Source organism: Pseudactinotalea suaedae (assembly GCF_009733815.1).
In the GTDB taxonomy this organism is placed as follows: Bacteria; Actinomycetota; Actinomycetes; order Actinomycetales; family Beutenbergiaceae; genus Pseudactinotalea; species Pseudactinotalea suaedae.
Genome location: NZ_WNXY01000003.1, coordinates 246,463 through 272,710, shown reverse-complemented (window position 1 = coordinate 272,710; position 26,248 = coordinate 246,463). Strand labels below are relative to the sequence as shown.

Below are 26,248 nucleotides of genomic sequence, written 5' to 3'. Positions count from 1 at the left end.
ATGCCATGACCGGCCGCGCCGCCGCCGTTCGGAACCGGCTGCTGGTCGCCGCCGGGGCCGTGCTTCTCGCCTGGCTGTTCGGCTGGACGGACGACGCCGGCCTGCTGATGCTGCTGGTCGCCGTGGTGGCGCTCGCGCTCGCGGTCATGCGGGGGATGTTCGGTGGCCTGCCGGTGCTGCTGCACTGGCTCTTCCGGTACCGAGCGGTCGACATCGGGCTGCGGCAGCTCGGCGACATCATCGGCGAGCACGAGGACGACATGCGCCGCGCCGGTCTGGTGGTCCCGCAGGGGATGCGCCGGCCCAGCCTGCTGATGTCGATGGCCCGACGGCGCCCCCACCACCCGCGCCCGGCACCCGACCTCGTGCCGCGGTTGCGTCACGCCCCCGACGACGGCGGCATCGTCATCTCCCTCGAGGCCGTGCGTGCCGGCATGTCGCAGGAGGAGATCCTGCGGGCGTTGCCGCGACTGCGGTCGGCCTGGGGCGTCGACGTCGTCGAGGCGACGGCGCGGCCCGGAGGTCGGGTGGTCGACTTCCGGATCCCGATGACCGAGCACGCGCTCCGTGAGGCGGAAGGCGGAGGCCTCGAGCCCCGCTCGCCACGGGTGCTGCGTGCGGAGGAGGTCGAGCGTCGCGTCGACGCCAGGGACCGCGCCGCGCTCGATCGCGCCGAGACCGACGTGCCCGAGCGTGCACACAGAGCCCAGAACTCCGCCGCGCGCCCGCCGGATGCGCCGCCGGTCACCGTGGTGGGCGGGCGTGCGCCCCGCACCGAGACGATCAACCGCAGCCGGCCGCCGCGGATCCAGCCCCAGCTCGAGCCCGACGAGCGCGGCCGCTACGAGCTGACGATGCTGCCCGAGGACGCCGCGCGCACCTTCGCCCCGCGCAGCACCACCGACGACGACGGGCCCAACCCGTCCACGGACGAGATCCCGGTCATCGAGGCTCCGACGAACCTGCCGACCCGGGCGACCGCGCACCGACCCACCAGCCCCCGGACGGACCTCAACGGAGGCGGTGACCGGCGCAACCCGACCGACGTCGACGAGCGCTCGCTGCGGCTCGGCGCCCACTGGCGCACCGGCAAGGAGCGTTAGCGGCTCAGGCCGGCACGGGCTGCCCGCGCTCGGCCCAGGCGCGCTGCAACGTCTGCAGGAACAGCTCGGTGGGCTGCGCACCAGAGATGCCGTAGCGGTCGTCGATCACGATGAAGGGCACGCCGGTGGCTCCGTACGCCTGGGCCTGCGCGACGTCGCGCGCGACCGCGTCCTCGAGCTCGTCGCTCGCCAGGACCGCGGCCGCCCGCTCGGCGTCCAGCCCGACGACGGAGCCCAGCTCGGCGAGCACCGCCTGGTCGGCGATGTCGCGGCCCTCGACGAAGTAGGCGGCGAAGAGCCGCTCCTCGAGGTCGCTCTGGGCGGAGGGACCGCCCTCGGCGAGGGCGAGGTGGAGCAGCCGGTGCGCGTCGTGGCTGCTGCGGTGCAGCGAGCGTGACTGGTCGAGCTGCAGACCGGCCTCCGCGGCGACCTGACCGACCTGCTCGATCATCTGCAGGCCCGCCTCCCGGCCACCGCCGTACCGGTGCCCGAGCATCTCCGCGACGGTCTCGGTCCCCTCGCGGGGTGCGCCGGGGTCGAGCTCGAACGAGCGGAACGTGACCGTGACCTCGTCGGCGTGGGGGAACTGCTCCAGCGCCTGCTCCAGCCGCCGCTTGCCGATGTAGCACCAGGGGCAGACCACGTCGGCCCAGAAGTCGATCCTCATGACCCGACCAACAGCGCCACCGGCACGCCTGTTCCCGGGAATGCTCCGCCGTCGACCAGGGTTCGCACGAGCATGACGACCGCACCGGACAGCTCTGCTCTGCTCGACATCGTCGCCGGCCACAGCCTCGGCGTCCTGACCACGATCAAGCGTGACGGCCGGCCGCAGCTGTCCGACGTGACGTACGTGCTCGACCGGGAGGCCAGCACGATCCGGGTCTCGATCACCGACAGCCGCGCCAAGACCAAGAACATCCGCCGCGACCCGCGCGTGAGCCTGCACGTGCGGCCCAGCGAGGGCTGGGGCTACGCCGTCGTCGAAGGTACGGGGCGGCTGAGCGAGGTCACCACCGCGACCGACGACGACGTCGCCGAGGCGCTCGTGGCGCTGTACCGCGACGCGCGGGGCGAGGAGCACCCGGACTGGGACGAGTACCGCGAGGCGATGGTCGAGCAGCAGCGGCTGGTGCTGACCATCGACGTCGAACGGGTCTACGGCGCCGCCTGACCCCCGCTGCCGTCCGGTCGGTTCGCCGCCCATCCTGCAGCCGTCCGGTCGGCATCGCTACGGTGGGAGGTGACCTGATCGCCGGCGCTCGTCGGCGAGCCGCACCGCCACGGAGGTAAGCCGATGACAGCCGATTCCGAACACGTCGCGGAGTCGGAGGCACCGGAGGACGCAGCGACGCCCTGGTACCGGAGCATGCGACCGGGTGTCTTCTACCCGGCACTGGCCGTGATCGTGGTGTTCGTCCTGATGGTGGTCCTGGGTGGGCAACCGGTGCGAGACGTGATCGCCGCGCTGCCCGGCGTCGTGGTGAGCGGGTTCGGGTGGTACTACGTCCTGCTCGTCACCGGCTTCGTCGCGTTCTCGGTCTGGATCGGCACCAGCCACTACGGCGACATCGTGCTCGGCAAGGCCAACGAGCCTGCCGAGTTCAGGTACAGCTCGTGGCTGGCGATGCTGTTCGCCGCGGGCATGGGCATCGGACTGATGTTCTGGGGCGTCGCCGAGCCGCTGCACCACTTCGCGGGCATCCCCAACCGGTCCTCGGGTGTGGCGACGATGAATGAGACCGGTGCCCAGGACTCGCTGGTCACGACGTTCCTGCACTGGGGACTGCACCCCTGGGCGATCTACGTCGTCGTTGGGCTGTCGATCGCCTACGCGATCCACGTGCGCGACCGCCCGGTCTCGATCCGGTGGTCGCTCGAGGCGTTGCTGGGCAAGCGCACCGACGGGTGGATCGGCAACACGATCGACGTCGTCGCGATCGTCGGCACCGTGTTCGGGGTGGCGACCTCGCTCGGTCTCGGCGTCGCGCAGGTGGCTGGCGGGCTCGAGTTCATGGAGATCATCTCCACGCCGTCGAACGCCGTGAAGCTCCTGCTGATCGGTGGCATCACGCTGCTGGCGCTGATCTCGGTCGCGACCGGTGTCAAGAAGGGCATCAAGTACCTGTCCAACGCCAACATGGTGATGGCGGTCGGGTTGCTGCTGTTCGTCATGATCGCCGGACCGACGATGTTCCTGCTCCGGGAGTACGTCGAAGGCATCGGCGCCTACCTCCAGGAGTTCCTCCGGATGAGCTTCGCCACCACCGCACTGGCGGAGGAGGCGGGCGTGGAGTGGCAGTCCTGGTGGACCGCGTTCTACTGGGGCTGGTGGATCTCGTGGGCGCCCTTCGTCGGCATCTTCATCGCCCGGATCTCGAGGGGCCGCACCGTCCGGGAGTTCGTGGTGGGGGTGCTGCTCGTCCCCACAGCGTTCTCGTTCCTGTGGTTCACGGTCCTCGGTGGCACGGCGCTCTACCGCGAGCTGTTCGGCGAGGGCGGTCTGATCACGGAGGGTGAGGACGGTCTCGTGGTCGACGAGACGCTGTCACTGTTCCAGATGCTGGAAGGCCTGCCTGGCGGAACCGTGCTCGCCGGTCTGGCGCTGCTGCTCGTGGTGCTGTTCTTCGTGACGTCCTCGGACTCGGGCTCGCTGGTGATCGACATGCTCGCCTCGGGGGGCAACCCGGACCCGCCCACCTGGAGCCGGTTGCTCTGGGGCGCGCTGGAAGGTCTGGTCGCCGCGGCGCTGGTCCTCGCCGGTGGTCTCGTCGCGCTCCGAGGGATAGCGATCACGATCGCGCTGCCGTTCAGCGTGATCATGATCTTCATGTGCGTGGCGCTCGTGCGGCAGTTCCGACGCCAGCGGGCACGCACCCTCAGGATCCAGCGGCGGCTGGAACGAGAGGAGCTCACCGGGGAGGTGTCGCAGGCGCTGGTCGAGGAGGGCCGGCTCCTCCCGGTCGAGCCGGTCCAGAAGGCGCGTCGGCGCCGGTGAGCCCACGCCGCGCATCGTCGGCGTCGGTCACGCATCGGTAGGGTCAGGGTCCGTGAAGATCCTCGTCATCGGTTCCGGCGCGCGTGAGCACGCCCTCGCCCGCGCCCTGGCGCTCGACCCGGCGACCTCCGCCGTGGTGGTGGCGCCCGGCAACCCGGGCACCGCCCGGCTGGACAGCACCGAGAACACACCCGTCGATGCCGAGGACCCGGACGCCGTCGCCGCGCTCGCGCAGCGCATCGGGGCCGACCTCGTCGTCGTGGGTCCCGAGGCCCCGCTGGTGGCGGGGGTGGCCGACGCGGTGCGCGCCGTCGGCATCCCGGTGTTCGGGCCGGACGCCGCGGCCGCCCGCATCGAGGGTTCGAAGGCGTTCGCCAAGGAGATCATGGCGGCCGCCGCGGTCCCGACGGCGATGGCGCACGTGTGCACGACCCTCATCGAGGTGGAGGCCGCGATGGACTCCTTCGGTGCGCCCTACGTCATCAAGGACGACGGGCTCGCCGCAGGCAAGGGCGTCGTGGTGACCGAGCACCGCACGGCTGCGCTCGCGCACGCGCAGGCCTGCCTCGACCACGCGTCGGTGGTGGTCGAGGAGTACCTCGACGGCCCCGAGGTGTCGCTGTTCTGCCTCGCCGACGGTCGTACCGTCGTCCCGCTCGCCCCCGCCCAGGACTTCAAGCGGCTCCTCGACGGCGACGACGGGCCCAACACCGGCGGCATGGGCGCCTACTCACCGCTGGACTGGGCGCCCGAGGGGCTCACCGAGCAGGTCGTGGAGCGGGTCGCGCTGCCCGCGGTGCGAGAGCTCGCGAACCGCGGCACCCCGTTCGTCGGCCTGCTCTACTGCGGTCTGGCGCTGACCTCGCGCGGGCTGCGGGTCATCGAGTTCAACGCGAGGTTCGGCGATCCGGAGACGCAGGTGGTGCTCGCGCGGCTGCAGTCCTCGCTCGCGACCGCGCTCCACGCCGCCGCGACCGGCAGCCTCCACGAGCTGCCGCCGTTGCGCTGGTCCGAGGACGCGGCGGTCACGGTCGTGCTCGCGTCCCACGGCTACCCCGCCTCGGCACGCCGGGGCGATGTGATCTCCGGCCTGGAGGCAGCCGAGGCGATCCCGGACGTTCACGTGCTGCACGCCGGGACCGCCACCAACGAGGCGGGCGAGCTGGTCACCGCCGGTGGCCGCGTGCTCTCGGTGACCGCGACCGGGACCGACATCCCAGCCGCCCGGGCCGCTGCCTACGCCGGCGTCGACGCCATCGCCATCCCCGGTGGCCAGCACCGCACCGACATCGCCGCCGGACTCTGAGCTCGTCGCGCAGCTGAGCCACCGGTGCGACCTCGTGCAGATTGACCGGGCGACGGCCGCCTCGGCTGCTGTCGGATCGCGACCCGCGCCGCCCTGGTGCTCAGCCGCGCTTGGTGTAGGTGGCCTGCGTGCGGATCGGTCGGAAGCCGACGGAGGCGTACAGGTTGCCGGCGCCGGTCGGGTTCTCGGAGTCGACGCCGAGCTCGGCGACGTCGTACCGCCCGCTCGCGGCGGCTGCCGCTACCGCGGCCACCAGCACCCGGCGCGCCAGCCCTTGACCACGCGCGGCCTGGACCGTGCCGACCAGCGTGATGTACAGCTCCCTGGCCACCCACTCACCGCAGAGCACATACGCGAGGACCGCTCCGCCGTCGTCGACGAGGACGCGAGACTCCTCGGCTCGGAATGAGCGGGCCGTGATGGTGTCGGCCCACCGCTCCGGGGTCAGGGCCGTCGAGCCCCAGTGGGTCGCGAACGCGTCGTTGTGCGCGAGCCGGAGCGGTTCGGTGAGGTCCGGCGTGAACGGCCGGATGCGTGGGTCGGCCGCCGCGGCGATCGGCTCGCCGGGGAGCGGGCGCCGCATGTCGGTGAAGTAGCGGGCGGGGGAGTAGCCGTGGTCGGCGAGCAGCGGGCGGGCGTCGCTACCCTCCTTGCCGCCCGGCGCGCGGAGCAGGATCGGTGCACCAGGGTGGCGCTCGCGAGCCAGCTCAAGAGCCCGCGGCTCCATCCGGGCGAGCAGCTCGGTCCCGATGCCTCGGCCGCGCCAGTCGGGATGCACACCGCCGCCGAGGTCGGCGCGGGCGTCGCCGTCGGTGGTCCGTTCGTGCGAGACCCGGAGCTGGCCGTACGCGACCATGGTCTCGCCGTCCCAGACGGCCCACGAGTCCAGGGCCGGGTCGAAGCCGTGCTCGGTGAGCTCCTCCGCGAGGTCGTCGGCGTCGTAGAACTCGTCGGTGTCGTCGACCTTGGCCAGCAGATTGGTCAGCTCGCTCCACTGCAGGACCGTCTCGGGCGACAGCGTGCTCCAGGTCAGCATGCCCGCAGTCTGGTCCGACGGCGCTGCCCAGGCGAGGCAATTGAGGCACCGCGCGGTCAGATGAGCCGGTAGGAACCCGCGAGGGGCACAAGGGCTGATGCTGCGAGGGGGCAGAAGTGCGGTGAAACCTGCGAGGGGGCGAAAGTGCGTTGAAAGCTGCGAGGGGGCGAAAGTGCGGTGAAACCGGTCAGGCGGTCGAGAAGGCGCGGCGGTAGCGCTGGGGCGAGGTCCCGACGGCGGTCTGGAAGTGGGAGCGCAGCAGCGCCGCGGAGGAGAAGCCCACCTCACTCGCGATCTGCTCCACCGAGGAGTCGGTCCGCTCGAGGAGCTCGCGGGCGCGGAGGACACGCTGCTGCAGCAACCAGTGGTGCGGGGTGGTGCCGGTCTCGGCGGCGAAGCGCCGAGCGAAGGTGCGCTCCGACATCACCGCGCGGCGAGCCAGCGAGGAGACCGAGTGCGGCTCGTGCAGGTTCTCCAGGACGTGGAGCAGGATCGGTTGCAGGCTGTCGGCGGTGCACTCGGGGACCGGGGCGGCGACGTACTGCCGCTGCCCGCCGTCACGCTGCGGCGGCACCACCATCCGGCGGGCGATCGCGTTCGCCACCGTGGCGCCGAGCTCGCGCCGCACCAGGTGCAGGCAGGCGTCGATGCCGGCGCTGGTGCCGGCGCCGGTGATGAGGCTCCCGTTGTCGACGTAGAGCACGTCCATCGTGACGTCCACCTGCGGGAACCGCCGCTTGAACAGGTCGAGGTAGCGCCAGTGGGTGGTGGCCTCCTTGCCGTCGAGAAGCCCGGTGGCGGCGAGAGTGAAGGCGCCCGAGCAGATCGTCAGCACCGTGGCACCGCGCGCGTGCGCCTCCCGGACCACGTCCAGCAGCTCGGCGGGGTACTCGTCCTTGATCTGGGAGGCCGGCAGGACGACGAGATCGGCGCCGATCGCGTCCGACCACACGTGCGAGGGGACGAGCCAGCCGCCCGAGGTGAGCCCGACGGGCTGGCCCGCGACCGGTCCGGCCGTGATGAAGTCGAAGGCCGGCACGCCGTCCTCGGTGCGATCCAGCCCGAACACCTCGGCCGCGACGGCGTACTCGAACGCGGCCATCGGCTCCAGGAGCAGGGCGGCGACGCTGTGCAGGGCCATGCCCTCACCCTAGTTGGCAGGAATCCTGCGTGCAATGTCCTGACTGCCACTCGTGGCGGAAATCGCGCGGGCGCAGGATGTCTGACATGGACTTCCTGCTGATCATCCTCGTGACCGCCGTCCTGGCATTCCTGCTCCACCGCGACGACCGGCTCCACCGCGCCGGAGACGTGCTCCTGGGCGATGCGCGCGACCGCGACGTCGAGCGCGTGCGCGCCGATCTCCTGGCCGGCGCCGACGCCCTCGCCCGCCAGCCGCTGCGCCGTGCGATGCCCAGCTCCTCGGACTGGGAGCCTCGCGCCTGAGCGTGCGTCTCCCGGGCCGAGCACGACGGCGGCCGGTCACCTCGAGAGGTGACCGGCCGTCGTCGTGCCGGGCGTGCGAGGAGGGACCTCAGCCCTTCACCGCACCGGAGGTCAGTCCGCGGACGAAGAAGCGCTGCAGGGCGAAGAACACCAGCACGGGGATGATGATCGAGATGAAGGCGCCGGCCTGCACGAGCTCCTCACCCTGGCCCTGGGTACCGAGCAGCTGCTGCAGCTGCACGATGATCGTGGTGTTCGACGGGTTGAGGAACAGCTTGGCGATCAGCAGGTCGTTCCAGACCCACAGGAACTGCAGCGTCGCGAACGCGGCGATCGCCGGCATCGACATCGGTGCCACCAGCCGCCAGAACGTCTGGTAGTGGCTGGCGCCGTCGATCTTGGCGGACTCCACGACCGAGGTCGGGAGCGTGCTCATGTAGTTGCGCAGCGTGTACAGGCACAGCGGCATGCCGAACCCGGTGTGCAGCAGCCACACCGCCACGAACTGACCCGAGATCCCGATGCCGTTAGGGCCGAGCAGGTCGAGCATCGGCTGGAAGGCCACCTGGATCGGCACGACCATGACGGCGACGATCACCACGAACAGCGTGTCGCGACCCGGGAACTCCAGGAACGTGAACGCGTACGCCGCGAAGGCGGCGAACATGATCGGCAGGATCGTCGCGGGCACCGCCACCACGATGCTGTTGAGCAGCCCCGCGGCCATGTCCTGCCCCTGCAGCACCCCGCCGTAGTTCTCGAGCGTCCACCCCGCCCCGAAGGGGTTGAGGATCGCCGACCACCAGCCCGAGGTGGCGGCGTCCTCGCGGGGGCGGAAGCTCGTGACCAGCAGGCCGAGCGTCGGGATCGTCCAGAGCAGGGCCAGCACGATCATGACGACGATCGAGGCGACGCTGCGCGGGCGTCCGTCCTTCATGTAGGTCGGCTGCTTCTTCGGCTTCACCGGCTTGGCGCCGGTGGCGGTGGCGGCGCTCATCGGTTCTCCTGACGGAAGGTCCGGACCTGGTAGAAGAGCACGGGCAGCACCAGCACCAGCAGAACCACGACGATCGCCGACGCCTGACCGGCCCGCTGCGCCGTGAACAGCTCCTGGAAGAACATGTTCGCGATCACGTTCGATCTCGCCTGCCCGTTGGTGAGCACGTACACGATGTCGAAGACCTTCAGCACCAGGATCAGCACCGTGATGAACACGGTGAGGATGGTGCCGCGGATCTGCGGGATCACCACGCGGAAGAAGATCTGCCGCTCGTTGGCGCCGTCGAGGCGAGCCGCCTCCAGCGTCTCCTCCGGCACACCCTTGATGGCGCCCGAGAGCAGGATCATCGCGAACCCGACCTGCAGCCAGATGAGGATCACCATCATGAGCAGCGAGTTCAGGCGAGCGGTGGAGAACCGGAGCCAGTCCTGGGCCTCGCCGCCGAATCCGGTGATGATGGCGTTCAGCAGACCGGTGTCGGCGTCGAGGTTGTACACGAGACGCCAGATGGTCGCGGCACCCACGAACGAGATCGCCATCGGCAGGAAGATGAAGCTCTTGGCGACCTTCTCGCCCTGGGTGGACAGCCGGTCGGCGAAGAGCGCCACGGCCACACCGATGGCCACCGTGACCGCCGGCACGATGAGCAACCAGAGGAGGTTGTTCGTGATCGACAGCCAGAATTCTTCGCTCCGGAAGATCGCGCTGTAGTTGGCGAGGCCCACGTACTGGGTGCTGTCGTTGTTGGCGAAGCTGTAGTTGACGGTCTGCACCGTCGGGTACAGCAGCATCAGCGTGATCATGCCGAAGGCCGGCAGCAGGAAGACGTAGGGAATCAGTCCCTGGGCCAGCCGCTGCGGCAGCGACTCCACGAAGATGTTCGCGAAGTAGAACAGCAGCGCAGCGCCGCCGAGCCCGGCGATCATCCCGACGACCGCCATCAGCGGCCGGCTGTGGAAGTAGACGCCCGGGAACCACGCGACCGACAGGAAGAGATTGATCGTCAACCACGCGACGACGGCGACGCCCACGATCCCGATCAGCATCCGCAGCGGGCGGGCGGGCGAACCGCCCCGCGTCGCGCCCGGCGGCGCCGCGACGGCGGCCGTCATGAGTTGTCCTCCACCTCTACCCAGCTCTGCTCGATCTCGGCCGTCACCTGCTCGGTGGTCTTCTCGCCGCTCAGCCACTCGACCATGCCTGTCCAGAAGGTGCCGGCGCCGACAGCACCGGGCATCAGGTCCGAGCCGTCGAAGCGGAACACGTCCGCCGAGGCGACGATCTCCGCGGTCTGCCGGGTGATCTCGTCCGGGTACAGGCTGATGTCGAACGTCTGGTGCGGCGACAGCCAGCCTCCCGCCTCGGCCCACGGCCCACCGAACTGGTCGGAGGCGATGAACTCCATCACGGCGATCGCGTCCTCGTCGTTGCCGTTCATGAGCGCGGCGAGGTCACCGCCGCCGAGGATCGGCTGACCGGTGTAGTCCCCACTGGCTGCCGGCGGGAATGCGAACAGCCCGACTTCTTCGTCGAGGTTCTCCTGCACATCGGCCGGCATGAAGCCGGTGATGAAGTTGCCCTGCCGCTCGATATAACAGGCCGGGGGATCCTCGAACGCGGGCAGGATCGACTCCGAGAACGGCGTCGCCAGCACCGCCTGCGTGCCGCCGTAGACGTTGCCCTCGGTCATCACCAGCTCACCGAAGGCCTCGAAGGCCGCGATCACCTTGGGGTCGTCGAACGGGATCTTGTGCGAGGTCCAGTCGTCGTAGACGTCCGGACCATGCAGTCGGAGCATGTACTCCTCGATCCAGTCGGTGCCCACCCAGCCGGTCGCCGCGTCCGAGTTCCAGCCCATGCACCACGGCGTGGTGCCGCTCTCACGGATCTGGGCGGCGACGTCGGCCAGGGCGTCAAGGTCGGCCGGCGCGGTGTCGTAACCGGCCGCGGCGTAGGCGTCCTGGTAGTACCAGACCAGAGACTTGACGGCCATCCGCATCGGGGCGCCGTAGACGCGACCGTTGAGACGTGCGGACTCGAGGAACCCGGGGACAAGGGTGTCCTCGATCGCGTTGTAGTCCAGGTAGGTGTCGATCGGCTGGACGGCGCCCGCCTCGGCCTGCTCGAGCAGCCCGCCGGGCTGCGGGAACAGGGCGATGTCCGGCGCCTGGCCGGCGCCGACCCGCTGCCGGATGATGTTGGTGAAGTCGGCGTCGGGGGTGTACTGGATGGTGATGCCCGACTCCTCCTCGAACTCGGCGAGCGAGGCCTCGAAGCCCTCCTGCTCCTGCCCGCCGAACGCGCCGAGGATGGTGACGATGCCGTCGCCGTCGGTCTCGTTGTTGTCCGCGAGGATGTCGCCGCCGCCGCCGGCCGCACCACCGCCGCCCTGGTTCGGATTCTGCAAGCACCCGGTCAGGAGCAGTGCCCCTGCCGTTGCGGTGCACGCGAGCGCCAGCAGGCGCTGCTTCGCTCCTCGCATCCCGACTCCTTCGTCTTGGTCCGCACATGTGCAGGGGCCGCGATCGGCCCCCCGGTTGGCAACCTACAGGCGAGGCACGAGGGGCGTGGGGGATACGGGAGCGTTACGGAACTGCAACCTGCTGCCCGTCGTCGTCGACGGCGGAGCTCACCTCAGGCGTAACCGCCGCCGGAGTCGGGCCAGTCGCCGCCCCCGAGAAGGGCGCGCGTGATCGCCGAGGAGTCGGTCATCATCTCGGCGAGCGCGGCGCGCAGGTGGTCGTCGGCGAGGGCCTGCTCCTCGACGGCGGCGAGCAGCACCGCACGCCTGACCAGCTCCTTGGCGAACGAGGCGGTGGTGCCGTCGGAGTCGCGGGCGACCTCGTCGAGCACGGTGTCGGAGAAGGGGAGGCCTCGCCCGTAGAGGGTCAGCAGCTGCCGTCGCGCGGCGCGGTCGGGTCGGGGGATCTCGACGGCGAGGTCGACCCGGCCCGGACGCTGGGCGAGCGCGGGCTCGAGCACGTCGACCCGGTTGGTGGTGAGCAGGAACGTCACGTCGGAGTCGGCGGCGAGGCCGTCGAGGGCGTCGAGCACCTCGAACAGCAGCGGCGAGGAGTGGAACTGGTCGCGCTGCTCGGCGACCAGGTCGCAGTCCTCGAGGACCACGATCGCGGGCTGCAGCGCCCTCGCGGTCTGCGTCGCGAGCGAGATCAGCTGCAACGCCATCCCGGTCAGCATGATCACCGTGGTGTTCTCGGCCATGCCGAGCAGGTGCCGCACGGTCAGGGTCTTGCCGGTTCCGGGAGGCCCGTACAGCAGCACCCCGCGCTTGAGGTGCTGTCCGGCGCGCGCGAGCGTCTCGCGGTGCGCGCCGATGCCCAGCACGTGCCGCTCCACCTTGGTGAGCGTGCCGGCGGGCAGCACGATGTCGGCGGCCGGGATGCTCGGGCGGGGCTGGAAGGTGACCTGCCCCTGGCTCGGGACGCCCAGCGTCGCCTCGAACTCGGATCCGCCGAACGTGACGATCTGCCCGCGCAGCACGCTGCGCGAGCTCATCAGCTCGCCGACGCGCGCCAGCAGCGCGGCGGCGATGCCGCTGTCGGCGGCGAGCACCTCCAGGCGCGGTGTCGCGCCGTACTGGGCCCGGGTGCCGCGGGTGAGGACCGCGACCGGGTGAGCTCCGCCGTCGTCCTCCCAGCGGAACAGGTAGATCCCGAAGGCGACGGCCGACCGCTCGGTGTCCGGTCCGGTGGGGACCTTCTCGTAGTCGACGGGCCCGACCGGGAAGTCCACGTACGTGGCGTTGAGCATCTCCGAGAGGCTCGTGTGCCAGCGCTGCTCGCCACCGCCCACGCCGATCAGCTCGCCGCCACCTGCCTCCTCGAGGATGGCCTCGAGCGCCAGGTCGACGTCGGCGAACCGGAATGGGCTGACCTCCTCGGTGAGCACGGGCATCGTCGCGGGGTCGCTGCCGAGGTGCTCCGCGAGCCGGTCGCCGAGGCGTTGCTTGTCGCCCAGCCGGTCCCGGCTCGCGTAGTGGTTCGCCGACTCCGCGAGCCGACCGAAGGCGGTGAGGAAGCGGGTGAGGTCGGCGTCGTCGGTGGTCACTCCCCGATCCAACACGACGCGCGGGTCAACCGACGACCTCGACGAGCGCGATGACCTGCTCACGTACGAGATCCCGCATCGCCCGGCCGCCCTCGACGTGGAACCGGATCCCGCCACCCGGCTGCCCGAACCAGGGCGCCACGATCTCCGCCTGCACCTCGACCGGCCGAAGGGCGACGAACGGCACGAGCTGGGCTCCGCGCGCGTTCGCGGTCGGCGGCAGCGACCGCTGCTCCCACGGCGTGCCCCAGCCGAAGAAGTAGAGGCCGTCGAGACCACCGAACCGGTCGTACGGCACCCCGACGGCGAGGTTGGTGATCAGCCCGCCGAGCCCCACGTTGAGCAGCCGTGCGTGCAGCTCGGCGAACGCCCGCTGCGCCCCCTGCGCCCGGGCGGCGAGCTCGGCCTGGGTGACCCGGATGCGTGGGGGCATCGGTGCGGTCAGGTACTGCCACACCCCGATGCACGCCTCCCGCTCGCTGCGGTACTCGCCCAGCAGGTGGTGCTGGCCGTAGTCGGTCACGCGCAGCGCGAAGTGGGCGGGCGAGTACCGCACCACCTCGAGGTGGCCCTCGAAGGCCTGCAAGGGGTCGTCGCCGGGGAGCACGACGGCGCCCCTCGCCACCCCCGAGCCGTCCAGTGCCGCACGCAGCTCGGCGGCCGCCTCGCCCTCGACGGCGTCCGGTGCGAGCCAGGCGGGGATGTGTGCCCGGTCGCGGGGGTGCCTCTTGAGATCGATCAGCCACCGGTGCTCGTCGGGCACGCGGGGCTCGTCGGGTGTGTCGAGCATCGAGGTCGTGGGGGAGTTCCACGAGGGCCGCACGTCGTAGTTGGGCTCGAACGCGATGTCGCCCTCGGGCGCGACGGCGGCGCGCGCCGACAGCCATGCGCCGACCCCCGGCGCCGTCATCTGGTTGCGGAGCGCGGCGAAGGCGGCGACCGCGCCGTCGGGCACCAGGATGCGCTGCGGCCCCGCCTCGGTGACCCGGAACGCGCGACCGCTGTGCTGCGTGCCCGCCTGCGACCACTCGGCCTCGACACGGGCAGGCGGGTCGCCGGCCGCCGCGAGCAGCGCGTCGCGGAGCGCGCTCAGCAGACCGGGGTCCGGCGTGGGCGCGGCAGGCTCCATGGTGTCGCAGGTTAGCCGCCCACATCCGCCGGAAAGCGCTTTGGGGTACGCACGGGCTACGAGGTGGCTCGAGATCACCCCGGTCCGGCCCGCGCAGGTGGCGAGCCGGTGCGGTCGCTCCTGGAAGGATGCGGTCATGGCTGCTGAGCTCCCCGGCTGGACCCACGTCTACTCAGGCAAGGTGCGTGACCTGTACGAGCGCGAGGCGGGCGGTGAGGAGGTGCTCGTGGTGGCGAGCGACCGGATCAGCGCCTACGACCACGTGATCTCGACGCCGATCCCCGACAAGGGTGCGGTGCTGACCGCGCTCAGCCTGTGGTGGTTCGAGACCCTCGGGGTGCCGAACCACGTGATCTCAACCGACGTGCCGGCCGCGGTGGCGGGCCGGGCGATGGTGTGCCGCCGGCTGGCGATGTTCCCCCTCGAGTGCGTGGCACGCGGCTACCTGACCGGCTCCGGCTTGGTGGAGTACCAGCAGAGCGGCTCGGTCTGCGGGGTGCCGCTGCCCGAGGGCCTGGTCGACGGCTCGAAGCTCCCGCAGCCGATCTTCACGCCCGCGACCAAGGCGGACCTGGGGGAGCACGACGAGAACGTGACGTTCGAGAAGGCCGCAGCAACGGTCGGCGAGGACGTCGCGACGCGGCTGCGTGACCTCACGCTCGAGCTCTACACCCGCGCCGCGGAGATCGCTGCCGAGCGTGGGGTCATCCTCGCCGACACGAAGTTCGAGTTCGGGCGCATCCCGGGCACCGACGAGATCATTCTCGGTGACGAGGTGCTCACCCCCGACTCCTCGCGCTACTGGCCCGCCGACTCCTGGGAACCGGGCCACGCCCAGCCGAGCTTCGACAAGCAGTACGTGCGGGACTGGCTGACCGACTCCGCGTCGTCGGGCTGGGACAGGTCCAGCGACGTCCCCCCTCCGCCGCTGCCCGAGGCCGTGGTCGAGCGCACCCGCGCTCGCTACGTCGAGGCCTACGAGCGGCTCACCGGGCGTTCGTTCGGCTGAGGCGGACGGCGATGGTGGAGGAGGACCGGCCTGGCCGGAACGGTCGCGGCCGGAGCGCGACGATGCATGACGTCGCGGGCGCCGCCGGCGTCTCGACCATGACCGTCTCCAACGTGATCAACGGTCGCTCCGCCCGCGTGAGCGACGCCACCCGTGACCGGGTGCTGCAGGTGATCGCCGACCTCGGCTACCGCGTCAACACCACCGCCCGCTCGCTGCGCCGCGGCCGCACCGGCATCATCGGGCTCGCGGTTCCCGACCTGAAGGCGGAGTACTACGGGCACCTCGCCGACCGGCTCGCCCGTCGGCTGCGCGCGCACGGATTGCGGCTCGCCATCGAGGGCACGGGCGGTCGCCTCCGCGCCGAGCTCGACGTGCTCGCCACCGCGCACATGGACACCTATGACGCGGTGGTGCTCTCGGTCGCCTCCGGTGACGTCGACGACCTCGACGAGCGACAGCCCGACAAGCCGGTCGTGCTGGTGGGTGAGCGGGCCATGAAGAGCCGCTACCACCACGTGTACATGGACAACATCGGTGGCGCCAGGCTGGCCACCGGGCACCTGCTCGACGGCGGCTCCCGCGCGATCGTCGCCCTGGGCGGCGTCGACGGCGATCGCGAGTCGGTGGGTGAGCTGCGCGTCAAGGGCTACCGCGCCGCGCACGAGGAACGCGGGCTGACCGTGGACCCGGACCTCGTGGTCGACTGCTACCTCACCGCCGAGAGCGCGCACGAGGCGCTGACCGGGCTGCTGCGCCGCGGGACCCGCATCGACGGCGTGTTCGCGCTGGCGGACTCCGCGGCGGCCGGTGCGTTCCGTGCGCTGGCCGACGCCGGTCTCGCGGTGCCCGAGCAGGTCGCCGTGATCGGCTTCGACAACCTGCCCAGCGGTCGCTACACCGTGCCCTCGCTGTCGACGATCGAGCCGGGCAACGAGGAGGCCGCCGATGCGGTCTGCGCGATGCTGCTCGCGCAGCTCGCCGGCGACGACGGCGGCCCGCGCCTCGTGATGCCGGAGGCCTCCCTCGTGGTGCGGGACAGCACGCGTGCCGTCCCGGCCGGGACGGCAGGCCCGACGGACGCGAGGGCCTCCCGGCGCCGATAGGCTGGAGGCTGACCAGTGCACGTCAGTCGAGGAGCGCGTCAGTGACCACAGTGATCGTCGAGGTCATGCCGAAGCCCGAGATCCTGGACCCCCAGGGCAAGGCCGTCGCCGGTGCGCTGCCGCGGCTGGGCTTCAGCTCCTTCGCCTCGGTGCGGCAGGGCAAGCGGTTCGAGCTCGAGGTCGAGGGCGAGGTGACCGAGGCCGTGCTGGAGCAGGCGCGCAAGGCCGCCGCCGAGGTCCTCAGCAACCCGGTGATCGAGGACGTGGTGTCCGTGCACGTGCTGGGGTCGCAGCCGTGACCGCCCGCGTCGGCATCGTCACCTTCCCCGGATCGCTCGACGACCGGGACGCGGCTCGCGCCGTCCGGCTCGCCGGTGGTGAGCCGGTGCGGCTGTGGCACGCCGACGGCGACCTCGCGGGCGTCGATGCCGTGGTGCTGCCCGGCGGCTTCTCCTACGGCGACTATCTGCGCGCCGGCGCGATCTCCCGCTTCGCGCCCATGATGAGCAGCATCGTGGACGCCGCGAACGGCGGGCTGCCGGTGCTGGGCATCTGCAACGGCTTCCAGATCCTCTGCGAGTCGCACCTGCTCGCCGGCGCCATGATCAAGAACGACCACCTGCACTTCGTCTGCAAGGACCAGACGCTCCGCGTCGAGAACGCCGACACCGCGTGGACCCATCGGTTCGACGCCGGCCAGGAGATCGTCGTCCCGCTGAAGAACCAGGACGGCCAGTTCATCGCCGATGAGCGCACGCTCGACGAGCTCGAGGCCGAGGGCCGTGTGGTGTTCCGCTACGTCGGCGGCAACCCCAACGGCTCCCGCCGGGACATCGCCGGCATCACGAACGCGCGCGGCAACGTCGTGGGCCTGATGCCGCACCCCGAGCACGCGATCGAGCCGGGTTTCGGCCCCGGCGTCGACGGACTGACGTTCTTCGCCTCGGCGATCTCCGCCACCCTCGCGACCGCGTGACCGGAACGGTCGCAGCGGATCTCGTCGACGGGGTCGACCTCGTCGAGATGTGGACCGACGGGGCGTGCAAGGGCAACCCCGGACCAGGCGGCTGGGGCGTGCTGATCCGGTGGGACGGCGTCGAGAAGGAGCTCCACGGCGGTGACCCGACCACCACCAACAACCGCATGGAGCTGCAGGCGGTGATCGAGGGGCTGCGGGCGCTGACCCGCCCGTGCACGGTCCGGCTCCACGTCGACTCGGCGTACGTCATGAACGGCATGCAGAAGTGGATCCACGGCTGGATCCGCAACGGCTGGCGCACCGCCGACAAGAAACCGGTAAAGAACGCCGAGCTGTGGCGCGAGCTCGCGGTGCAGGTCGAGCGGCACGACGTGACCTGGATCTGGGTGAAGGGCCACGCCGGCGACCCCGGGAACGAGCGCGCCGACCAGCTCGCCAACCTCGGCGTCGACACCGTCCGCTGACTCCGACGGGACCTCGTCAGTCGCGCGAGGCCTGCTCCTCGGCGATCGACCTGATCCGCTCGAGGCGACGGTCCCAGCCACGACCGATGGTCTCGAGATGGCGGGCCAGCTCGCTGAGCCGGCCACCGAGGGCCCGGTAGCGGAGCTGGCGTCCGGCGTGCTCGGTCTCGACCAGGCCGGCCTCGGCGAGCACGCCGAGGTGGCGCGCGATCGCCTGTCTCGTGATCGGCAACCGCTGCGCCAGCTCGCTGGCCGAGAGCGCCTCCACCCCGATCAGCCGCAGGATCTCCCAGCGGGTCTGGTCGGACAGGGCGCCGCACATGTCGGTGATCTCCGCCAGGTCCTCGAGGTCGACCGGGGTCGTCATCGCCGCGCCTCGGCGAACCGGGTGAACGAGTCCAGCACGGCGTTCCAGCCGTCGACGTTGCCCTCCATCGCCTCGCGTCGAGCCGCAGCCACGCGGTTCTCGAAGCCGGTCTCGACGACGGTCAGGAGCGTCTGCTCGCCCACCGCGGTCAGCGCGAAGGTCACGTGCGTGGCGGTCGCACCCGGAGTCGTCTCGCCCAGCTCGCCCCAGGTGAGCGCGAACCGACCGGGCTCCTCGACCACGTCGATGACCACCGGGAACAACCCGTGCCCCGCCCACTCGAACGTGCCGAGGGAACCGGGCCGGACGCCGTCGGCGAAGGTGGCCGGGTGCCCCCACCAGGCCTCGATCGCGGCCAGGGTGGTGAGCGCGGTCCAGGTCGCGCCCTGGTCCGCCGCCACGAGGACCGTGCGCGTGATGGTGCCGGTCTCGAGATCGGCGACGGCGGAGCGACCCTCGCGCAGCGAGGTCACGTAGGCGGTGAGCTCGTCGAGCTCGCTGGTCCACCCCTGCGCGTTGTCCTCGAGGGCCGCACGGCGCTTGAGGTCGTCGGTGGTGAGGGTGTCGAAACCGGACTCGACCACGGTCAGCACGGTGGCCTCGCCCTCCTCGTCGAGGGTGAAGACGGCGGTGGTGGAGTTGTCCTCGCGGATCGGCTCTCCCGGCCTGCCCCAGGTGAAGGCGAACCGCGCGTGCGGCTCGTAGATCTCGATGCGGGCGGGGTGGTCGCCGTGCCCGGACCACCCGAACAAGCCCTGCGCGCCGGCATGCACGCCGTCGGGGAACTCGGCGCGGTCGCCGAACCACTGCGCGATCTGCTCGGGCGAGGTCAGCGTCGCCCAGACCAGCGGGCGCGGGGCGTCGATGCGGATCGTGCGGTGGACCGTGCTGGTGTCGACGTCGATCTCTGCTGCGGTCATGATGTCCTCCAGGTGCAACTAGTAGGTTGCAGTAACGGTAACGCCGCTTCGTGTGAAGTGCAACCCGGATGTTGCATGTGCTATGTCAGGTCGAGCCGCTCGCGCAGTCGGTCGAGCGCCCGCTCGGCCGCGCGGGCGACCATGCCGTCGGGATCGGTGACCGCCGCATCGACGGCGGCCAGGTGCTCGTGCTCGCCGATCTCGCCGATCGCCCTCGCGGCTGCCGCCTGCACGCGCGGCACCTCGTCGCTCAGGAGCGGGGCCAGCGCGTCGGCCGCCGCACCGACCTCGTGCAGCGCCACGACCTTCGCGGACATCTCGCGCACGCGCCAGTGGGGATCGCGCAGCCCGACGACCAGCGCTGCCTGCGCCGCTGCGCCGGCCGGTCCGCTCTCGCGCCAGGCGTACCGCATCGCGCGGGCTGCCCAGACGCGCGGGAAGTACTCCGCCCCCGAGTCGCGCACCATGCGCGTGGCGCCTGGGCCGCCGATCAGGTCGAGGTCCAGGTGGACGTCGAGGTCGCGACTCTCGGGCGCTGCCCCACCGAGCAGCTCCGCGCACCACGCGAGCACGGCTTCCTCGCCGTGGCGGGCGCACGCGTCGGCGACCCACTCTCGTGGGTGGCCACGCGCCGTCGTCATCCCGCCATGGTGCCCGGCGCGAGCGCTGTGCGGGGTCATCTGGGTCCAGCCGGTGGACCCGGGCGACCCCAGAGCGCTTTCCGGGTGTGTGGGGGCGAGGGGCGGGAGATCGGTGTGGGGTTCGGGGGTCAGCGGGATCGGCGCGGGAAGCGGGGTCGCCGCGATGTCAGAGGGGGGTGATCGAACCCGAGAAGTAGGTCTTGCCGCTCTTCGCGTCCCAGCCGGCATAGCGGTGGCCGCCGCCGGCGGCAGGGGCGAGCCCGAACGTCACCGCCCCGGGGAGCAGCACGGGCTTGCCGAACTCCACGCTCCACCGGAACGCCTCCCCGCGTGCGACACCCACCGTGGCGAGCGCGCGCGAGGCGGTGTACATGCCGTGCGCGATCGCGCGGGGGAAGCCGAACAGCTTCGCCGAGAGGCCGGACAGATGGATCGGGTTCCGGTCACCCGAGACCGCCGCGTAGCGGCGCCCGATGTCGGCCCCCAGCTTCCACCGGCCCGCGACCGGCGGCAGGGCCACCTCGGAGCGCTCGGTGTGCTCGGAGCCCTCGGTGCCCTGGGTGGCGTCCGCGCCCGCGAGCTTCCTGCCCTTGGCGAGGTAGGTGCTCACACCGCGCCAGCGGACCTCGCCGTCCCGGCTCACCTCGGTGACGAGATCGACCTGCGTGCCCACCCGGTGCGGGCGCAGGTTCTCGGCCCAGGCACGCACGTCGACCGTCTCGCCGAGGTGGATCGGTGCGCGCTGCTCCACCACGTTCGCCAGGTGCACCATCCCCAGCAGCGGCAGCGGGAAGTCGACGCGAGCCATCACGGCCACCGCGACCGGGAAGGCCATCACGTGCACGTATCCGGCCGGCAGCGCATCGGTGCCGGGCTCGCCCAGCAGCTGCTGGTAACCGGCCAGCTGGTCGGCGTCGGCTCGGACGCCGTCGGCGGCGTAGCGCACCGCGGGGAGCGTGGTCGGTGGCCGCCCGGCCATCACGGTCTGGGCCATCCTCCCCAGGGCCTGGGCGTAGAGCGACCCGAGCGAGGGCACCCGGTCGAGGTGCACCTCGCGCAGCTCGGTGTGCTCAGCCATCAGCGACCCACCATGTTCTGGCCGCACACCCGCAGCACCTCTCCGTTGACCCCGCCGGCCTGCGGCGAGGCGAGGAAGGCGATCGCCTCGGCCACGTCGACCGGGAGCCCGCCCTGCTGCAGCGAGCTGAGGCGCCGCGCGACCTGCCGCGTCAGCGGCGGCATCGTGGCGGTCATGTCGGTCTCGATGAAGCCCGGGGCGACGGCGTTGGCCGTGCCACCGGTCGTGGCCAGCGTCCGGCCGAGCGAACGGGTCGCCCCGATCACCCCCGCCTTCGAGAACGCGTAGTTGCTCTGGCCACGGTTGCCCGCGATGCCGGAGGTGGATGCGAGCGAGACCAGTCGGAGCCCGTCGGGCGCGAGGTCGTCGGCCGCCATGAAGGTCTCGTTCATGCTCAGCTGCGCCGCGATGTTGACGGCGATCACCGCGTCCCACTTGTCGGGCGTCATGTTGGCGAGCAGCTTGTCGCGCACGATGCCGGCGTTGTGGACCACGATGTCGAGGCGACCGAAGCGGGAGCGCGCGAGGCGGAGGATCGCCTCCGCTGCCCCCTCGGCGGTGATGTCGAGCTGCAGGGCGACGCCCGACACCTGGTTCATCACCGCACTGAGCGACTCGCCCGACGCGGGCATGTCGACGCCGAGCACCCTGGCGCCGTCGCGTGTCAGCACGCGCGCGATCTCCGCACCGATGCCGCGCGCCGCGCCGGTGACGACGGCGACGCGACCCTCGAGCGGACGCGTCCAGTCCGAGGGCGCCTGGCCGCCGTCGCGCACGGCGAGCAGCTGCCCGTCGACGTAGGCGCTGCGCGCCGAGAGGCAGAACCGGAGCGTGCCGAGCGCGCTCACGCCGGCGACGTCGGCGCCGTCGGTCAGGACCACCCCGTTCGCCGTCGCTCCCGCGCGCAGCTCCTTGCCGAGGGACCGCACGAACCCGTCGACACCGGCGCGGGCGGCGGCCACGGCCGGGGCGTCCTCATCGGTCGCGGCCCGGGACACCGTGATGACGCGGCCGCTGGGGAGCAGGTCGCGCAGCATCCCGGCGGTCGCGAGCACGCGCTGGCTCGCCTGCGTCGGGTCCACGATGTCGGTGAGCACGACGACGATGGCCCCCACCTTGGTGCCGATCGTGACGTGCCGTCGCACGTCCACGTCCCAGTCGAGCAGGGCGGTGGCGAGCGTGTCGGCGTCGTGCCCCTCGCCGAGCACGACCACGGGTCCGGTGGCGAGCGGGCTGTCGACGCGGCGGGGGTCGGTGCGGCGCAGCTGGGCCGGTCGCGGCAGCCCCAGCTTCTTGGCGATCTGCTTCGTGACGCCGGTGTTGACCAGCTCGAGGTAGGTGTCGGTGGCCATCAGGCGGCCTCGAGGATCATCGCGACGGCCTGACCGCCTGCGGCGCAGACGGAGATCAGCCCACGGACCGGTGTCTCGCCGCCGTCGGCGGCCTTGCGCTCGGCGAGCAGCTTGGCGAGCGTGCCGACGATGCGGGCGCCGGTGGCGGCGAACGGGTGGCCCGCCGCGAGCGAGGACCCGACGACGTTGAGCCGGCTGCGGTCGATCTCGCCGATCGCGGGCATCCCGAGCTTGCGCTGGGACCAGTCCTCGTCGGCCCACGCGGCCGTGGTGGTGAGCACGGTCGAGGCGAACGCCTCGTGGATCTCGATGAACGCGAAGTCGTCGAGCGTCAGACCGGTGCGGTGCAGCAGTCGTGGCACGGCGTAGGCGCCGGCCATCAGCAGGCCGTCCTCGCCGCGGACGAAGTCGACAGCGGCGGCCTCGGCGTCGACGACGTGCGCCAGCACCGGCAGCCCGCGCTCGGCGGCCCAGGCGTCGGAGGCGAGCAGCACGGTGGCGGCGCCGTCGGAGAGCGGCGTCGAGTTGCCCGCCGTCATGCTGGGGTTCTCGCCGTTGCGCCCGAACACCGGCTTGAGCTTCGCGAGCTTCTCGGCGGAGGTGTCCGCGCGCAGCGCCTCGTCCCGGGTCAGGCCGCGGTAGGGCGTGATCAGGTCGTCGAAGAAGCCGCGCTCGTAGGCGGCGGCGAGATGGTGGTGCGACGCGAGTGCGATGTCGTCCTGCGCCTGCCGTGCGATGCCCCACTCGCGGGTGGTGAGCGCCTGGTGCTCGCCCATCGAGAGGCCGGTGCGGGGCTCGGCGACGTCGGGCGCCACCGGGGCGAGGTCGCCGGGGCGCAGCCCGGCGAGCAGCTGCAGGCGCTGCGGCAGGGTCTTGGCTCGCGCCAGCTTGAGCAGCGTGCGGCGCAGCCGGTCGGTCACCACGATCGGGGCGTCCGAGGTGGAGTCGGCGCCGCCGGCGATGCCCGACTCGATCTGGCCGAGCGCGATCTTGTTCGCGATGTCCCAGGTGGCCTCGAGGCTGGTGGCGCACGCGCGCTGCACGTCGGAGGCCGGTGTCTGCGGCGACAGGCTCGCCCCCAGCACGGCCTCACGGGTGAGGTTGAAGTCGCGGGAGTGCTTGAGCACGGCGCCCGCGGTGACCTCACCCAGCCGTTCGCCGGCCAGCCCGTACCGCGCCACGAGACCCGACAGGGCCGCCGTCAGCATGTCGAGGTTCGAGGCCGAGGAGTAGGCGCCACCCGCCTTGCCGAACGGGATCCGGTTCGCCCCGACGACGGCGGCGCGTCGCGTCTGGGTGGGAGGGCTCGCCGGTGCCTGGCTGGACTGTGTCGTCGTGCTGGTCGTGCTCATCGAACCTCGCTCGTTGGCTGTGGACCTCGCCGACGGTGCCGTCGGCGGAACTGTCTAGAACCTAGAGTACCTGATACTCTCGGTCCGTGACCTCGATCACGTCGGAAGATCTCGAACGCGCGGAGGCGGCCGACGGCCGCTCCACCCGCTGGGAGGCGCACCGCGAGCAGCGGCGCGCCGAGCTCAGCCGTGCCGCGCGCAAGGCCGTGCACCGCCGCGGCCCGGACCTGTCGATGGACGAGATGGCCGCAGCGATGGGCACGAGCAAGTCGATCGTGTACCGGTACTTCACCGACAAGTCGGGCTTGCAGGCCGCCGTCGGGCAGGACGTGCTCGACGAGATCGCCGACGCGCTCGAGGAGGCCTCGCGCGCCGAGGGTCCGGCCCAGCAGCGCATGCGAGCGATGGTCGAGGTCTACGTCAGCACGCTCACGCACTCGCCCAACGTCTACCGGTTCGTCACCGCGCAGCCCAACGGCGCCACGATGTCGACCTTCCTCGACACGGTCGCACGCGCCGTGTCGGCACCGCTCGCCGAGCTCCTCGGCGAGGCGGATCCCGAGGGGCACCTGTCGCGGCTGTGGGCCGACGGGATGGTCGGTTTCGTCCGCGGCGCCGGCGAGAGCTGGCTCGACCTCGAACCCTCACAACGACTCGGTGCCACAGAGATGGTCGACCTGCTGGCCGGCTGGCTCTGGCGTGGTGCCAGCGCGACCTCACGGATCAGAAGCACAGGAGAGAAATCATGAGCGCCACCCTGACCTCGCCCGAGACCGGAACCGAGGGCCTCACGGTCGACCGGGCCGCCGTGAACGCGGCGCTCGACGGCCGCTGGGCCGACCTGCGTCGTGAGAGTCGCGACCTCTGCCTGGAACCTGAGCTGCGCCGGGTCCCGGGGCTCACCTACCCCGAGCACCGTGAACGCGTGCTCGAGCAGATGCACGAGCTGGTCCGGCGTCACGCCGTGCAGCGCGCCTTCCCCGAGCGGCTCGGCGGCCAGGACGACCCGGGCGGCAGCCTCGCGCGGTTCGAGGAGCTCGTCGTCGCCGACCCCTCGCTGCAGATCAAGGCGGGCGTGCAGTGGGGTCTGTTCGCCTCGGCGATCCTGCACCTGGGCACCGAGCGGCACCACGACGAGCTCCTGCCCGGCGCGCTGGACCTGACCACGCCCGGCGCCTTCGCGATGACCGAGATCGGACACGGCTCCGACGTGGCCGCGATCGGCACCACCGCGACGTACGACCCCGCGACCGAGGAGTTCGTGCTCCACACCCCGTTCCGCGCCGCGTGGAAGGACTACCTGGGCAACGCCGCGAAGGATGGCACCGCCGCCGTCGTGTTCGCGCAGCTGATCACCCAGGGCGTCAACCACGGCGTGCACGCCTTCTACACCCCGATCCGTGAGGTCGGGCCGGATGGTCGTGCCGCCGCGCTGCTGCCCGGCGTCTCGAGCGAGGACGACGGCCTCAAGGGTGGGCTCAACGGCATCGACAACGGCAGGCTCGCGTTCGACCACGTGCGGGTGCCGCGGCTGAACCTGCTCAACCGGTACGGCGACGTCGCCGCCGACGGGACCTACAGCTCCCCGATCGACAGCCCCGGGCGCCGGTTCTTCACGATGCTCGGCACGCTGGTGCAGGGCCGGGTGTCGCTGTCCGGTGCCGCGAACGCCGTCTCGAAGATGGCGCTGGCCACCGCTGTGCGGTACGGCAACGAGCGCCGCCAGTTCACGGCTGCCGACCCGCACACCGAGATGGTGCTGCTCGACTACCAGCGGCACCAGCGGCGGCTGCTGCCGCTGATCGCTCGGACCTACGCGGCGCAGTTCATGCACAACCACCTGCTGCAGCGGTTCCACGAGGTGTTCTCCGGCGAGTTCGACACCGACGCCGACCGCGAGGACCTCGAGACCCTCGCCGCGGCGAGCAAGCCGATGACCAGCTGGCTGTGCCTGGAGACCGTGCAGCAGTGCCGCGAGGCCTGCGGCGGCGCCGGATACATGGCGGAGAACAAGTTCACCGGGTGGCACTCCGACCTGGACGTGTACGCCACGTTCGAAGGTGACAACACCGTGCTGCTGCAGCTGGTCGGGAAGCGGCTGCTGACCGACTACGGCCGCTCGATCGCCCGCATGAACGTCGCCGGCACCGTGCGCTACGTGGCCGACCGAGCCGCCGACATGACGCTGCACCGCACCCCGTTGCGCCGTGCGGCGCAGTCGATCTCCGACTTCGGCTCGGCTGCGCGTTCCGCGCTCGAGATCCGCGACCCCGCCGTGCAGCGGGAGCTGCTCGAGGAGCGCGTGGAGACGATGGTCGAGGAGATCGCCGACGGGTTGCGCCCGGCGCGCACCGCCGCCCCCGAGGTCGCCGCCGCGCTGTTCAACGACCACCAGAACGACCTGATCGAGGCCGCCCGCGCGCACGCCGACCTGTTGCAGTGGGAGGCCTTCACCGAGGCGCTCGCGACGATCAAGGACGCCGAGACCAGGAAGGTCCTCACCTGGCTGCGCGACCTGTTCGGGCTGGTCACGATCGAGCGGAACCTCGCGTGGTACCTCATCAACGGACGGATCTCCAGCCAGCGCGCCCGCACCGTGACCTCCTACATCAACCGGCTGCTCGCGCGGCTGCGCCCGTACGCGCTCGACCTCGTCGAGTCCTTCGGGTACTCACCGGAGCACGTCGGGGCGACGATCGGGACCGGTGTCGAGGCGCAGCGTCAGGACGAGGCGCGTGACTACTACCGGCGCCTGCGGGCGAGCGGGCAGGAAGCGATCAGCGAGAAGGCGCTCCGCGACGCGGAGAAGAAGGCGGCCAAGGCCCGCTGACGCGGCGGCACTAGCCTGAAGCCATGCGACCTCAGGTGGCGTGGTGCACCGAGCGGGCCGCGGG

General features: G+C 71.6%; 26 protein-coding genes. 12 read left to right on the top strand and 14 right to left on the bottom strand.

Going from position 1 to position 26,248, the window contains the following annotated elements; translation table 11 throughout:
- The first annotated feature begins 5 nt into the window (after nucleotides 1–5).
- Nucleotides 6–1,103, top strand: coding sequence for a hypothetical protein (locus tag GPA04_RS06810; RefSeq protein ID WP_156223318.1), 1,098 nt, complete (start codon nucleotides 6–8; stop codon nucleotides 1,101–1,103).
- Between the two features lie 4 nt (nucleotides 1,104–1,107).
- Here GPA04_RS06810 and GPA04_RS06805 read toward each other — a convergent pair whose 3' ends face one another.
- Entirely contained in the window at nucleotides 1,108–1,770 is a 663-nt protein-coding gene (locus GPA04_RS06805) for a DsbA family oxidoreductase (protein ID WP_156223317.1), read from the bottom strand.
- A gap of 72 nt (nucleotides 1,771–1,842) precedes the next feature.
- Here GPA04_RS06805 and GPA04_RS06800 point away from each other — a divergent pair, with 72 nt between their 5' ends.
- The 3 genes from GPA04_RS06800 to purD all read left to right on the top strand — a co-directional run bounded on the left by GPA04_RS06800 (nucleotide 1,843) and on the right by purD (nucleotide 5,407).
- Complete coding sequence (locus GPA04_RS06800; RefSeq protein WP_156223316.1) at nucleotides 1,843–2,277, top strand: PPOX class F420-dependent oxidoreductase; 435 nt, start codon at nucleotides 1,843–1,845, stop codon at nucleotides 2,275–2,277.
- A 123-nt stretch (nucleotides 2,278–2,400) separates the two neighbouring features.
- Nucleotides 2,401–4,101, top strand: a complete 1,701-nt coding sequence (locus GPA04_RS06795) for a BCCT family transporter (RefSeq protein WP_156223315.1) — start codon at nucleotides 2,401–2,403, stop codon at nucleotides 4,099–4,101.
- 52 nt (nucleotides 4,102–4,153) lie between these two features.
- Nucleotides 4,154–5,407, top strand: a complete 1,254-nt coding sequence (purD, locus tag GPA04_RS06790) for a phosphoribosylamine--glycine ligase (RefSeq protein WP_156223314.1) — start codon at nucleotides 4,154–4,156, stop codon at nucleotides 5,405–5,407.
- A 100-nt stretch (nucleotides 5,408–5,507) separates the two neighbouring features.
- Here purD and GPA04_RS06785 read toward each other — a convergent pair whose 3' ends face one another.
- Together GPA04_RS06785 and GPA04_RS06780 are read right to left on the bottom strand one after the other, a co-directional pair.
- Complete coding sequence (locus tag GPA04_RS06785) at nucleotides 5,508–6,443, bottom strand: GNAT family N-acetyltransferase (protein ID WP_156223313.1); 936 nt, start codon at nucleotides 6,441–6,443, stop codon at nucleotides 5,508–5,510.
- Between the two features lie 187 nt (nucleotides 6,444–6,630).
- Nucleotides 6,631–7,584, bottom strand: coding sequence for a GlxA family transcriptional regulator (locus GPA04_RS06780; RefSeq protein WP_156223312.1), 954 nt, complete (start codon nucleotides 7,582–7,584; stop codon nucleotides 6,631–6,633).
- An 86-nt stretch (nucleotides 7,585–7,670) separates the two neighbouring features.
- Here GPA04_RS06780 and GPA04_RS06775 point away from each other — a divergent pair, with 86 nt between their 5' ends.
- Nucleotides 7,671–7,889 (top strand): hypothetical protein, encoded by a 219-nt coding sequence (locus GPA04_RS06775; RefSeq protein ID WP_156223311.1) that lies wholly within the window; start codon nucleotides 7,671–7,673, stop codon nucleotides 7,887–7,889.
- An 88-nt stretch (nucleotides 7,890–7,977) separates the two neighbouring features.
- Here the strand turns inward: GPA04_RS06775 and GPA04_RS06770 are convergent, their stop codons facing one another.
- The 5 genes from GPA04_RS06770 to GPA04_RS06750 all read right to left on the bottom strand — a co-directional run bounded on the left by GPA04_RS06770 (nucleotide 7,978) and on the right by GPA04_RS06750 (nucleotide 14,086).
- The gene (locus GPA04_RS06770) at nucleotides 7,978–8,886 is read right to left on the bottom strand and encodes a carbohydrate ABC transporter permease (RefSeq protein WP_241680647.1); all 909 of its coding nucleotides are present in this window, start codon (nucleotides 8,884–8,886) and stop codon (nucleotides 7,978–7,980) included.
- A complete protein-coding gene (locus GPA04_RS06765) occupies nucleotides 8,883–10,001 on the bottom strand; it encodes a carbohydrate ABC transporter permease (RefSeq protein WP_156223310.1) in 1,119 nt (372 codons plus the stop codon). Before GPA04_RS06765 ends, GPA04_RS06770 begins: the two co-directional genes overlap by 4 nt.
- Nucleotides 9,998–11,371, bottom strand: a complete 1,374-nt coding sequence (locus GPA04_RS06760; protein ID WP_156223309.1) for an ABC transporter substrate-binding protein — start codon at nucleotides 11,369–11,371, stop codon at nucleotides 9,998–10,000. Before GPA04_RS06760 ends, GPA04_RS06765 begins: the two co-directional genes overlap by 4 nt.
- Before the next feature lie 152 nt (nucleotides 11,372–11,523).
- Nucleotides 11,524–12,957, bottom strand: a complete 1,434-nt coding sequence (locus GPA04_RS06755) for an ATP-binding protein (protein WP_156223308.1) — start codon at nucleotides 12,955–12,957, stop codon at nucleotides 11,524–11,526.
- Between the two features lie 25 nt (nucleotides 12,958–12,982).
- Nucleotides 12,983–14,086 carry a TNT domain-containing protein gene (locus tag GPA04_RS06750; RefSeq protein ID WP_156223307.1) on the bottom strand — a complete coding sequence of 368 codons (1,104 nt, stop codon included), beginning with the start codon at nucleotides 14,084–14,086 and terminating at the stop codon, nucleotides 12,983–12,985.
- Between the two features lie 136 nt (nucleotides 14,087–14,222).
- Here GPA04_RS06750 and GPA04_RS06745 point away from each other — a divergent pair, with 136 nt between their 5' ends.
- The 5 genes from GPA04_RS06745 to rnhA all read left to right on the top strand — a co-directional run bounded on the left by GPA04_RS06745 (nucleotide 14,223) and on the right by rnhA (nucleotide 17,644).
- Nucleotides 14,223–15,095 carry a phosphoribosylaminoimidazolesuccinocarboxamide synthase gene (locus GPA04_RS06745; RefSeq protein ID WP_156223306.1) on the top strand — a complete coding sequence of 291 codons (873 nt, stop codon included), beginning with the start codon at nucleotides 14,223–14,225 and terminating at the stop codon, nucleotides 15,093–15,095.
- A gap of 62 nt (nucleotides 15,096–15,157) precedes the next feature.
- Complete coding sequence (locus tag GPA04_RS06740) at nucleotides 15,158–16,201, top strand: LacI family DNA-binding transcriptional regulator (protein ID WP_162458539.1); 1,044 nt, start codon at nucleotides 15,158–15,160, stop codon at nucleotides 16,199–16,201.
- Nucleotides 16,202–16,242: 41 nt separating this feature from the next.
- Nucleotides 16,243–16,500, top strand: a complete 258-nt coding sequence (purS, locus tag GPA04_RS06735; protein ID WP_156223304.1) for a phosphoribosylformylglycinamidine synthase subunit PurS — start codon at nucleotides 16,243–16,245, stop codon at nucleotides 16,498–16,500.
- Nucleotides 16,497–17,177 carry a phosphoribosylformylglycinamidine synthase subunit PurQ gene (gene purQ / locus GPA04_RS06730; protein WP_156223303.1) on the top strand — a complete coding sequence of 227 codons (681 nt, stop codon included), beginning with the start codon at nucleotides 16,497–16,499 and terminating at the stop codon, nucleotides 17,175–17,177. The genes purS and purQ overlap by 4 nt, the downstream gene beginning before the upstream one ends.
- Nucleotides 17,174–17,644, top strand: coding sequence for a ribonuclease HI (gene rnhA / locus GPA04_RS06725; protein ID WP_436277905.1), 471 nt, complete (start codon nucleotides 17,174–17,176; stop codon nucleotides 17,642–17,644). The genes purQ and rnhA overlap by 4 nt, the downstream gene beginning before the upstream one ends.
- A 16-nt stretch (nucleotides 17,645–17,660) precedes the next feature.
- Here the strand turns inward: rnhA and GPA04_RS06720 are convergent, their stop codons facing one another.
- From GPA04_RS06720 to GPA04_RS06695, 6 genes are all read right to left on the bottom strand, one after another.
- Nucleotides 17,661–18,011 carry an ArsR/SmtB family transcription factor gene (locus GPA04_RS06720; protein WP_156223302.1) on the bottom strand — a complete coding sequence of 117 codons (351 nt, stop codon included), beginning with the start codon at nucleotides 18,009–18,011 and terminating at the stop codon, nucleotides 17,661–17,663.
- The gene (locus tag GPA04_RS20980) at nucleotides 18,008–18,931 is read right to left on the bottom strand and encodes an SRPBCC domain-containing protein (protein ID WP_162458538.1); all 924 of its coding nucleotides are present in this window, start codon (nucleotides 18,929–18,931) and stop codon (nucleotides 18,008–18,010) included. Before GPA04_RS20980 ends, GPA04_RS06720 begins: the two co-directional genes overlap by 4 nt.
- An 80-nt stretch (nucleotides 18,932–19,011) precedes the next feature.
- Nucleotides 19,012–19,572 (bottom strand): HEAT repeat domain-containing protein, encoded by a 561-nt coding sequence (locus GPA04_RS06710; protein WP_162458537.1) that lies wholly within the window; start codon nucleotides 19,570–19,572, stop codon nucleotides 19,012–19,014.
- A 166-nt stretch (nucleotides 19,573–19,738) separates the two neighbouring features.
- Nucleotides 19,739–20,650, bottom strand: a complete 912-nt coding sequence (locus GPA04_RS06705; protein ID WP_156223300.1) for a MaoC/PaaZ C-terminal domain-containing protein — start codon at nucleotides 20,648–20,650, stop codon at nucleotides 19,739–19,741.
- Nucleotides 20,650–22,002, bottom strand: a complete 1,353-nt coding sequence (locus tag GPA04_RS06700) for a 3-oxoacyl-ACP reductase (protein ID WP_156223299.1) — start codon at nucleotides 22,000–22,002, stop codon at nucleotides 20,650–20,652. The genes GPA04_RS06705 and GPA04_RS06700 overlap by 1 nt, the downstream gene beginning before the upstream one ends.
- Complete coding sequence (locus tag GPA04_RS06695) at nucleotides 22,002–23,354, bottom strand: acetyl-CoA C-acetyltransferase (RefSeq protein ID WP_156223298.1); 1,353 nt, start codon at nucleotides 23,352–23,354, stop codon at nucleotides 22,002–22,004. The genes GPA04_RS06700 and GPA04_RS06695 overlap by 1 nt, the downstream gene beginning before the upstream one ends.
- A gap of 86 nt (nucleotides 23,355–23,440) precedes the next feature.
- Here GPA04_RS06695 and GPA04_RS06690 point away from each other — a divergent pair, with 86 nt between their 5' ends.
- Nucleotides 23,441–24,103, top strand: coding sequence for a TetR/AcrR family transcriptional regulator (locus GPA04_RS06690; protein WP_241680646.1), 663 nt, complete (start codon nucleotides 23,441–23,443; stop codon nucleotides 24,101–24,103).
- Nucleotides 24,100–26,184 carry an acyl-CoA dehydrogenase family protein gene (locus GPA04_RS06685; protein ID WP_156223297.1) on the top strand — a complete coding sequence of 695 codons (2,085 nt, stop codon included), beginning with the start codon at nucleotides 24,100–24,102 and terminating at the stop codon, nucleotides 26,182–26,184. The genes GPA04_RS06690 and GPA04_RS06685 overlap by 4 nt, the downstream gene beginning before the upstream one ends.
- Nucleotides 26,185–26,248 lie beyond the last annotated feature (64 nt).